The organism is Streptomyces subrutilus, from assembly GCF_001746425.1.
Taxonomy (GTDB): domain Bacteria; phylum Actinomycetota; class Actinomycetes; order Streptomycetales; family Streptomycetaceae; genus Streptomyces; species Streptomyces subrutilus_A.
This window is the reverse complement of record NZ_MEHK01000001.1, coordinates 6,448,126-6,457,842: the sequence shown is the minus strand read 5'-3', so window position 1 is coordinate 6,457,842 and position 9,717 is coordinate 6,448,126. Positions and strand designations below refer to the sequence as shown.

Sequence of the window (9,717 nt, the reverse complement as noted above, 5' to 3'; positions counted from 1 at the left end):
CCACAGCACTAGCTGCCCTCGCGCCAGGCCCGCCACAGGCGCGCGTACCGGCCGCCCAGGGCCACCAGTTCCTCGTGCGTGCCCTGCTCGACCACGCGTCCCGCGTCCAGCACCGCGATCCGGTCCGCCGCCATCGCCTGTGTCAGCCGGTGGGCCACGAACAGCGTGGTGCGGCCCGCGCAGGCGGCCAGCACGGCCCGCTCCAGCTCGGCCGCGCCCTCGCTGCCCGCTTCGGCCGTCGACTCGTCCAGCACCACCACCGGCGACCGGGCCAGCACCAGCCGGGCCAGGGCGATCTGGGCGACCTTGGTGACGTCCAGGCGCTCACCGCCCTCGCCCACCGGTGTGTTCAGCCCTCCGGGCAGCGCCTCGACCCACGCGCCGGCCCCGACCGTGCGCAGGGCCTCCATCAGCTCGGCATCGGCCGCCTCCGGCGCGGCCAGCCGCAGGTCGTCCGCGAGCGGACCGGAGAACACGTGGGTCTCCTGGGTGAGGATGCTCACCAGGGCGCGTGCGCCGGCTTCGTCCAGGTCCGCGAGGTCGTTCGTGCCGATGCGCACCGACCCGGCCTGCGGGGTGCCGATCCCGGCGATCAGCGCGGCCAGGGTCGACTTGCCCGCGCCCGTGGCCCCGACCAGTGCGAGCGAGCCGCCCGCCGGGATCGTCAGGGCGACGTCCCGCAGGACGGGCTCCTCGGAGTCCGGGTAGCCGAAGGTCAGTCCTTCCACCGCCACCGGGTGGGGCACGTCGGCGGCACGTGCCACGGCCGGCGCGCCGACCAGGCGGTCCTCCGCGTCCTCCCCGAGCACCCCGACCAGCCTGGTCAGGCTCGCGCCGGACTTCTGGGCCTCGTCGAAGGTGAACATGATGGAGCCCAGCGGCGTGAACAGCCGGTGGAACAGCAGCGGGGCCGCCGACACCTCGCCGAGGCTGGCGGCGTCGGCCTCCAGCAGGGCGTACCCCACGACGATGATCAGCACCAGTCCGATGAACTCGGCGCGGTTCTCCCGGCCGACGAAGCGGCCGAAGAGCCGGAACACCTCGATACCGAGATCGCGCACCCGCCACGACTCCTCGGTGACCCTCTGGCGGACGGCGCCTTCGAGCCGGTACGCCCGGACGGTGTCGATGCCGTTCAGTCCGCTGATGAGCGCCTGCGCGCGGTCGGCCTGGACCGCGCGCTGCTTGCGGTAGAGGGGGGCGGACCGGGGCAGGTACCAGCGCAGGGCCAGCGCGTACGCCGGCAGCGCGAAGGCGCCCGCCAGGCCGAGCCGCCAGTCCAGGCCGAACATGCCGAGCGTGGCGATGACCACGAGCACGCCCGCCGAGAACACGGTGGGTACGGCCGTGCGGATGCCCCGGGAGAGCACGGCCACGTCGTCGCCGACGCGGGACAGCACGTCGCCCCGGCCGACCTGCTCGATGCGTGCGCTCGGCAGTCCCAGCACCGCCCGGACGGCGCCTTCGCGCAGCCGCGCGAGCAGGTCCGCGCCCAGCCGCCCGATCAGGTAGGTGGACAGTGCGGTGGCCGCCGCGCCGAACAGCGCGGCGGCGACCATCAGCACGCCCGTCGTGACCAGGACCGAGCGCGCCTCGCCCTGGACCACCGCGTCCACGACGCGGCCGAGCAGGAGCAGGGGCAGTACTTGGAGCGCCGCACCGGCGACCGTGGTGAGCACGGCGGCGGACGTCAGCCACGGGATCTGGCGGCAGTGTGCCGTGACCCAGCGGGTGGCCTCCCGTCCGGTCGTCGTGCGCAGGGTCGACGGGACGGCGGGCGTGTCGGTGACGCTCACACCTGGCCGACCGACTTGACGAGCTCGTCGATCGCGTACGGGAGGGACAGCAGGGTGCCCTGGGACATGGCCGCGCCGACCGCCGGGCCCTCGCTGTCCAGGAGGTAGGACACCTTTCCGTTCTTGACGGCGGGCAGGTTGGCGAACAGTTCGAACTTCTTGAGCGCTTCCGTGTCCGCCTTGTCGTTGATGACGAAGATGCGGTCCACGTCGATCAGGTCCATGCGCTCGGGGGAGAGCGTGGTGTAGAACTTGCCGCCCGCGATCTTGTCGATCTCGGTCTGGTACGTGAAGCCGGTGCCCGTCACCAGGCGCCCGCGGACGTCGGTGGAGGTGAAGGGGGCCGCCGCGTCCTTGTACCAGGAGAGCGCGACGGCCGTCTGGTTCGCGAACTCGGGATGCGCCTTCTTGGCCGCGTCGAGCTTGTCCTCAATGCCCTTCACCAGCTCGGCGCCCTTGGCCTCCTGGCCCAGCGCCTTGGCGATGTGGACGGCGTTGTCCTGCCACGGCGCGCTGAACGGCTCCTTCTCGGCCTTGGTGCGGCCCACCGTCGGGGCGATCTTGGAGAGCTTGTCGTAGGCGGCCTGGTCGATCTCGGAGTAGACCGCGATGATCAGGTCGGGCCGCAGGGCGGCGATCTTCTCGTAGTTCGGGCCGGTGTCGCCGTTGCTCATGACGACCTCGGGGCGGGTGTCGCCCCACTTGTCCTTCACCCAGGGCCACTGCGTGTTGACGTCGGGGCTGGTGCCGGGCGGGTTGGGGTACTGGTCGACCATGCCGACGGGCTTGGTGCCGAGCGCCAGGACGGCCTGGTCGTCGGTGTAGCCGACGGAGACGACCCGACGGGGGGCCTTGGCCACCTTCGTGGACCCGAACGCGTGGTCCACCGTGACCGGGAAGGTACCGGCCGCGGCGGGCGCGGTGCCGTCGCTCTTCCTGTCGGCCTTGTCCGCCGGGTCGGAGCCGCACCCCGCGAGGAGACCGACCCCGAGGGCCGCGGCGGACAGCGCCGCCGCCAACCGCCGCCGCCACCACCGGGAGTTCATACGTGCCGTTTGCTGGAGAAGCATCCGCATTCCCTTGCTGTTGTGCCGGCCATTGCGACTCCGCCCCGAGGGCAGCCAAACCCTACCGCGACCAAGTGAGGCTAGCCTAGCCTTACTTGCATCGCATCTCTGTCTGAGCTAGTCGGACCGCACATGGGTGCGACCGATCGGCACGATGAGCGGCCGGTCCCCCACCGGATCCTCGATCACCTTGGCGCGCAGCCCGAACGCCTCGTGCAGCAGCTCGGCGGTGATCACGTCCCGCGGGTGCCCCTGCGCGAGGATCGAGCCGGCCCGCATGACGACGAGGTTGTCGCTGTAGCGCATGGCCAGGTTGAGGTCGTGCAGCACCATGACCACGGTGCACCCCGACTCGTGCAGGTCGTCCACCAGGTCGAGCACGTCGATCGCGTGCGCCAGGTCCAGATAGGTCGTCGGCTCGTCCAGCAGCAGCAGATCGGTCCCCTGAGCCAGCGTCATCGAGATCCAGACGCGCTGGCGCTGCCCGCCGGACAGCGCGTCGACCGGACGGTCCGCCAGGTCGGCAACCCCGGTCATGGCCAACGCCCGCTCCACGACACCCGCGTCGTCCGAGGACCACTGCCGCAGCCAGCTCTGGTGCGGATGGCGCCCCCGGGCGACGAGGTCGGCCACCGTGAGCCCGTCCGGCGCGACCGGGGCCTGCGGCAGCAGGCCGAGCTTCTTCGCCACGTCCCTGGTCCTGAGGGTGGCGATGTCCTCGCCGTCCAGGACGACGGTCCCGCTGGTCGGCTTGAGCAGCCGCGAGAGGGTCCGCAGCAGGGTGGACTTCCCGCAGCCGTTGGAGCCGATGATCGTGGTGATCACTCCCGGCGGGATCGCCACGTGCAGGTCGTCGATGACGCTCCGGCTGCCGTACCCGACCGTGACGCCCCTGGCTGACAGCCGTGTGGTGGCGTCGGTCCCGTACTCGGTCCCGGCGATGTGCGATACGGCCACAACTCCCCCTGCTCCAGCCCTGTGTGAAGGTAAATCGGTCAACGGACGTTCGCCCGCACCAGGAGATAGACGAGGAAGGGACCGCCGATCACGGCCGTGACCACACCGACCGGCAGCGTGATCGGCAGCGCCGTGCGCGCGACCAGGTCCGCCCCGGTCAGCAACAGGGCCCCCACCATGCCGGAGGCCACCATCGGCGGTGTCGGGCATCTCACCAGCCTCATGGCCACCTGCGGCGCCACCAGGGCCACGAACGGCACCGGGCCCGCGGCGCTGACCGCCACGCCGGCCAGCAGCACCCCGCACAGCAGCAGCACCGCCCGGACCCGGGTGTACCGGACGCCCAGGCCCGCGGCCACCTCGTCCCCGAGGTGCAGCGGTTTGAACTGGAAGGCGGCGCCCGCCACGACGGCCACCAGGACGAGCGTGCACCACAGCGCCACCCGGATGTCGTCCCACGAGCGGTTGTCCAGCGACCCGATCAGCCACGCCTGCGCCCGGGCCACGTCCCTGATGTCGGCCTGGACCAGCAGCCAGGTCGTGATCGCCTCCATCACGGCACTCACCGAGATGCCGATGAGGATGAGCCGGAAGCCGTCGACCCCGCGCCGCCACGCCAGGAAGTACACGAGGAGCCCCGTGCCGAGACCACCCGCGAGAGCGGCCCCGGACAGGCCCACGGAGTTGACGACCGCGGCCGTCGTCCCGCCCGTCACCGTCACCAGGAACACCGCGACCGCGCCGGCGCCACCGGTGATCCCCAGGATGTCCGGGCTGGCCAGCGGATTGCGCGCGACGGACTGGGTGATCGCCCCGGCCACGCCCAGCGCGACGCCCACGACCACCCCGATCAGGGCGCGCGGCATCCGCAGGTCCATGATGACGAACTCGTCGACCTGCTCGCCCCGGCCCAGGATCGTCGCGACCACCTGGGGCAGTCCGATGGGGAAGTCCCCGACGCCGATGGACAGGCAGAACACGAGGAAGGTCGCGGCGCCCAGCAGCAGCGTCACGCACACCATCCACGGCCGCCACACGAACGAGACACGGCCGAACCGCACGCCCGGCGCCAGCGCCACGGGCCGCACGTCGGCCGGCGTCGCGCCGCCTGGTTTCACCTCGGCCCCGTTCATGCGTTCTTGAACTTTCCGCGCCACACCAGGACCGCGAAGAACGGCGCGCCGAGCAGGGCCACGACCACACCCGCGTCCAGCTCGCCCGGCCGCACCAGCAGGCGCCCCGCGATATCGCACACCAGCAGGACGATGGCGCCGAGCAGGCCCGCGTACGGGACCAGCCAGCGGTAGTCCGGACCGGTCAGATGGCGGGCCACGTGCGCCACCATCAGCCCGAGGAAGGCGATGGGGCCGCAGGCCGCCGTCGCCGCTCCCGCCAGCAGGGTGATGGCGACGATGCCGACGGTCCGGCTCACCGCGATGTTCACCCCCAGGCCCCGGGCCACGTCCTCGCCCAGGTTGAGCAGGTTGAGGGCGGGCAGCGTGGCCAGCGCCAGCACCAGGCCGGCCGCGATGAAGGCGGACACCGGCCAGATGACGCCGTAGCCCACCCCCGCCACGGAGCCCGCGTTCCAGAAGCGCAGCGCGTTCAGCGAGGCCTGGTCCGACAGCGCGACCGCCGTCGTCACCGCCGCGAGGAACACCGTGACCCCCTGTCCGGCCAGGGCGAGCGTCAGCGGATTGCCGGCCCCGCGCCCGATGCTCGCCAGGCCGAAGACCACCACCCCGGCGACCGCGGCCCCCAGGAAGGCGAACCACACGTACTGGAAGGGGTCGTCGAACCCGAACACGGCGATCACCGCGACCACGGCGAAGGAGGCCCCGGAGTTCACCCCCAGCAGGCCCGTGTCGGCGATCGGGTTGCGCGTGTACCCCTGGATCAGCGCTCCGCCGACGCCCAGGGCCACCCCCGCCACGACCGCGAGCACCGTGCGGGGCACCCGCACGGTCTGCACGATCAGCCGGATCTCGGTGAGCCGCCGGTCGGTGTCCGGCGGCGCGGTCAGCCCGTGCCACACCTCGGCCGGACCGAGCCCGCGGGCGCCGACGGCCAGCGACACCACCACCGCCGCGAGGAGGGTCAGCAAGAGCGCGAGCGAACCCACAACTCGGCGCCGACGGAGCCCGGTTGTGCCTTTGGGCACCGGGAGCTCGACTGCAATCGTGCCCATGTCGCTGTACGTTATCCCTTCGCTCCACCGGCGAAACCTCGTCGGCGGACCGGCTAGCGTGCGGTGCTGCCCGTCCCGTCGGCGACGGTCCGGACCTCGTCGGCATCGGCCTTGCGGCCCCGGTCGAGCAGCGAGTCCAGGATCTCGCCGACCCGCGTGGCGGTGTTGGAGAGCAGCGAGGACGTGATGCCGTGCGTGTGCTCCGTACCGCCCTGTACATAGATCCCGCAGCGCAGTTCGGGGTCGGTGGCGATGCGGTAGTCACGCTCGACGCGGACCCGGTCCTCGTCGTCGCGCAGGCACCGCTCGGCGACGTCGCCGAGGAGGGCGAGCGGGTCCACGGGGCGGTAGCCGGTGGCGAAGACCACGACGTCCGCCTCCAGGGGGGTCTCCTCCTCGGTGACGAGGGACTGCACGGTCGCGCGGACCGTGTCCGGCCCCTCGCTGACAGCGGTCAGCCGTGAGACGTTCAGGAAGCGCAGGCGCTCGGTGCCGAGGACCTTCTCCCGGTACATCTGCCGGTAGAGGTCGTCGATCAGGTCGACGTCCACCACGGAGTAGTTGGTGTTGCCGTGGTAGTCCATCAGACTGCGCTTGACACCGGGCGGCGCGGCGAAGAACTCGCCCACCGCGTCCGGGTCGAAGATGCGGTTGGCGAAGCTGCTGTCGTCGGCGGGGCTGTAGCCGTACCGGGAGAAGACGGCGCACACCTCGGCCGCCGGGAAACGCCGGTGCAGGTAGGCGACGTTCTCCGCGGCGCTCTGCCCGGCGCCGACGACGATGAACCGGGTCGGGTCGGCGCCGTCGAGGGCGTCGACCTTCGTCAGCAGGTCGGAGGTGTGCCAGATCCGGTCGCTACGCTCCATGCCGTCGGGCATGAGGGGGCGCAGGCCGGTGCCGATGACGAGGTTGCGGGCCCGGTGCAGGGCCAGCCCCTCGCCCGCCCGGACCGTGACGTCGAGGTACTCCACCACTCCGTCGCGGACGACGGGTGTGACCCCGACGACCTCGTGCCCGTAGGAGACCATGCCGTCGACCTGGTCGGCGGCCCACTCGAAGTAGTCGTGGAACTCCACGCGGAGCGGGAAGAGGGTCTTGTGGTTGATGAAGTCGACCAGCCGTCCCCTGCTCTTCAGGTAGCACAGGAAGCTGAACTCGCTGGCCGGGTTCCGGAGCGTCACCAGGTCCTTCAGGAAGCACACTTGCATGGTCGCGTCGTCGATCAGCATGCCGCGGTGCCAGCCGAAGCGCGGCTGCTGTTCGAAGAAGTGGGCGGTGATCGCCTCCTGCCTTCCGACGCGCGCGTTGTGCTCGCTGACCGCGATCGCCATGGCCACGTTGGACGGACCGAAGCCGATGCCAATGAGGTCGTGAATCAACGGGGCGTCGCCAGGACGGACCTGAGCCATGTCACTCCCATCGTGCGGGGGGTGGCCGCCGCGGCGGGCAGGCCGGCAGCCGTCGGGTCGAGCGTCGGGAAAGGCGGAAGGCGAGAAGGGCGGAAGGCGGGCACGTCGACGGAGCCGCGGCCAGAACTTAGGCAAGGCTAAGCTGATTTCGACGAGGCTGTCGATAGACAATTCGGGCGGCGAAAATGAGACAAGGCGTCAACTCGCCTACACCCGCGCCCCGTTGCGTAGTTAGGCAAGCCTTGCTTTACTCGACACCAGCCAACCCCTGCTCCGAGGAGGAACCCCATGCGGGTCGTCATGTTCGGTTACCAGACCTGGGGCCACCGCACCCTGCAAGCCCTCCTGGACTCCGAGCACGACGTGGTGCTGGTCGTGACGCACCCCAAGAGCGAGCACGCCTACGAGAAGATCTGGAGCGACTCCGTCGCCGACCTCGCCGAGGAGCACGGCGTGCCGGTGCTGATCCGCAACCGCCCCGACGACGACGAGCTGTTCGAGCGCCTCAAAGAGGCGGACCCGGACATCATCGTGGCCAACAACTGGCGGACGTGGCTCCCTCCCCGCGTCTTCAACCTCCCCCGCCACGGCACGCTGAACGTGCACGACGCGCTGCTGCCGAAGTACGCCGGCTTCTCCCCGCTGATCTGGGCGCTCATCAACGGCGAGAGCGAAGTGGGCGTCACCGCCCACATGATGAACGACGAGCTCGACGCCGGCGCCATCGTACGGCAGGAAGCGGTGCCGGTGGGACCGCGCGACACCGCCACGGACCTCTTCCACCGGACCGTCGACCTCATCGCCCCGGTCGTCGTGGGCGCGCTGGACAGCATCGCCTCCGGCCAGGCGCGGTTCACCGATCAGGACCGGTCCCAGGCGAGCTTCTTCCACAAGCGGTCCGTCGAGGACAGCCGCATCGACTGGAACTGGCCCGCGGCCGACCTCGACCGCCTGGTCCGCGCCCAGTCCGAGCCCTACCCGAGCGCCTTCACCTTCCACAAGGGCAAGCGGCTGGAGGTCCTGGCCGCGGTCGTGTCCGAAGGCCGGTACGGCGGCACGCCGGGGCGCGTCTTCTACCGCGAGGGCGACGGCGTGGTGATCGTCGCGGGCGCCGATGCCCGTACCGGCCGCAACCACGGGCTGGCCGTCACCCGGGTGCGGACCGAGGACGGCCGGGAGCTGCCCGCGGCCGAGTACTTCACCTCCATGGGCGGATACCTCACCCAGCGGCCCTGACGGCCGGGGCCGGCCGGTTCACCGGGGAGGCGGCCGGCCGGACAGCGGTCGCGGGATCGTGCGGGGTGCGGTCAGGGTGAGCCGGGTGGCGGGGTCGGCGGGCGGGAGGCCGATGGGGCGTGCACCGTCGTGGTCGCGGGCGGCGTCCGCGAGCGGGCGGGTGCGTTCGGCCGCGCGGGCCATCCACGGCCAGATCGTGAAGGGCGCGGCGGGCGGCGCCGTCGCGGGGCCGGATCCGGATCCGCTGATCCACGTCGTCAGGGTGAACCGGCTGTCGGCGAACAGCCCGCTGGGGCACGTGGACGGGACGACCTCGTGATAGGCGCTGGCCGGGAAGAACACGATGGTGTCGTGCTCGGGCTCGATCGTGCGGTACGACTCCGCCGGCCGGGCCCCGCCCTCGTGGAGCACGGTGTCGTACAGTCGCAGCCGGCCGCCCTCGAAGCCGCGGGGCTCGCGGTGCAGGTAGTACACCGCCGACACGGCCGTGGCGACGTCGCGCACCCGTGAGGCGTCGGTGTGCATGCCGTAGTGGCCCCCTTCGCCGTGGGCCGTCAGGACGGTCCGGGTCTGTGTGAGCGCGGCCCGGTGACCGAGGACCTCCTGGACGAGCGGCAGGCAGTCCGCGAGGTGCGCGCTGAACACGGCGCTGGTCACGGGGAGTACGAGGGAGCTGCGGCCCTTGTGGGAGACCTGGCCCGAAAGGGGATCGAGGACGGTGCCCGCGTTGAAGTCGGCCTGCCGGGAGATCGCGTACTCCAGCAGGGTGCCGGCGCGTTCCGCGCCGAGGAAGTTCTCGAAGCGGCAGACGGGCGCCGCCACCACCGGGGCGGTGGACCACTGGTCGGAGGGGGGCAGGGCCTCGGTACCGATGTCCCTGGACGCGGCCGGTTCCATCGCGTATCCACTCATGGCCGGAACCGTACGCGGGGCGGCCGAAACCGTCGAAGGAGCACGCGGGGCGCACGGGAGTACACCGGCCCGCCGGTGCCCCGCCCCGCCGGGCCGTCGCCGCGCCGGGAATCGGCGCGCCCGCCCGGGACCCGCTGCCCGCGCCCGGATCG

The 9,717-nt window shown here is 71.7% G+C and carries 8 protein-coding genes; 1 reads left to right on the top strand and 7 read right to left on the bottom strand.

Annotated elements, in window-relative coordinates; translation table 11 throughout:
* Positions 1–8: 8 nt before the first annotated feature.
* The 6 genes from BGK67_RS29515 to BGK67_RS29490 form a co-directional block, all read right to left on the bottom strand.
* A complete protein-coding gene (locus tag BGK67_RS29515; RefSeq protein WP_069922932.1) occupies positions 9–1,796 on the bottom strand; it encodes an ABC transporter ATP-binding protein in 1,788 nt (595 codons plus the stop codon).
* Entirely contained in the window at positions 1,793–2,866 is a 1,074-nt protein-coding gene (locus tag BGK67_RS29510; protein ID WP_069922931.1) for an iron-siderophore ABC transporter substrate-binding protein, read from the bottom strand. The genes BGK67_RS29515 and BGK67_RS29510 overlap by 4 nt, the downstream gene beginning before the upstream one ends.
* 114 nt (positions 2,867–2,980) lie before the next feature.
* Positions 2,981–3,820 carry an ABC transporter ATP-binding protein gene (locus BGK67_RS29505; RefSeq protein WP_069922930.1) on the bottom strand — a complete coding sequence of 280 codons (840 nt, stop codon included), beginning with the start codon at positions 3,818–3,820 and terminating at the stop codon, positions 2,981–2,983.
* A 38-nt stretch (positions 3,821–3,858) separates the two neighbouring features.
* Positions 3,859–4,953: a FecCD family ABC transporter permease gene (locus BGK67_RS29500; protein WP_069922929.1), complete on the bottom strand. Its 1,095-nt coding sequence runs from the start codon at positions 4,951–4,953 to the stop codon at positions 3,859–3,861.
* Entirely contained in the window at positions 4,950–6,008 is a 1,059-nt protein-coding gene (locus tag BGK67_RS29495; RefSeq protein WP_069922928.1) for a FecCD family ABC transporter permease, read from the bottom strand. Before BGK67_RS29495 ends, BGK67_RS29500 begins: the two co-directional genes overlap by 4 nt.
* A gap of 53 nt (positions 6,009–6,061) precedes the next feature.
* Complete coding sequence (locus BGK67_RS29490; protein ID WP_069922927.1) at positions 6,062–7,417, bottom strand: lysine N(6)-hydroxylase/L-ornithine N(5)-oxygenase family protein; 1,356 nt, start codon at positions 7,415–7,417, stop codon at positions 6,062–6,064.
* Positions 7,418–7,705: 288 nt separating this feature from the next.
* Between BGK67_RS29490 and BGK67_RS29485 the strand changes: the two genes are divergently transcribed.
* On the top strand, positions 7,706–8,653 hold the full coding sequence (locus BGK67_RS29485) for a methionyl-tRNA formyltransferase (protein WP_069922926.1): 948 nt from the start codon (positions 7,706–7,708) through the stop codon (positions 8,651–8,653).
* Between the two features lie 18 nt (positions 8,654–8,671).
* Here BGK67_RS29485 and BGK67_RS29480 read toward each other — a convergent pair whose 3' ends face one another.
* Complete coding sequence (locus BGK67_RS29480) at positions 8,672–9,565, bottom strand: 2OG-Fe(II) oxygenase (protein ID WP_079154440.1); 894 nt, start codon at positions 9,563–9,565, stop codon at positions 8,672–8,674.
* Between the last annotated feature and the right edge of the window lie 152 nt (positions 9,566–9,717).

What these genes read in the sequence shown, in the direction of transcription:
- BGK67_RS29510 (WP_069922931.1), bottom strand. Translation starts at nt 2,866, where the DNA reads ATGCTTCTCCAGCAAACGGCACGTATGAACTCCCGGTGGTGGCGGCGG.
- BGK67_RS29500 (WP_069922929.1), bottom strand. Translation starts at nt 4,953, where the DNA reads ATGAACGGGGCCGAGGTGAAACCAGGCGGCGCGACGCCGGCCGACGTG.
- BGK67_RS29495 (WP_069922928.1), bottom strand. Translation starts at nt 6,008, where the DNA reads ATGGGCACGATTGCAGTCGAGCTCCCGGTGCCCAAAGGCACAACCGGG.
- BGK67_RS29490 (WP_069922927.1), bottom strand. Translation starts at nt 7,417, where the DNA reads ATGGCTCAGGTCCGTCCTGGCGACGCCCCGTTGATTCACGACCTCATT.
- BGK67_RS29485 (WP_069922926.1), top strand. Translation starts at nt 7,706, where the DNA reads ATGCGGGTCGTCATGTTCGGTTACCAGACCTGGGGCCACCGCACCCTG.
- BGK67_RS29480 (WP_079154440.1), bottom strand. Translation starts at nt 9,565, where the DNA reads ATGAGTGGATACGCGATGGAACCGGCCGCGTCCAGGGACATCGGTACC.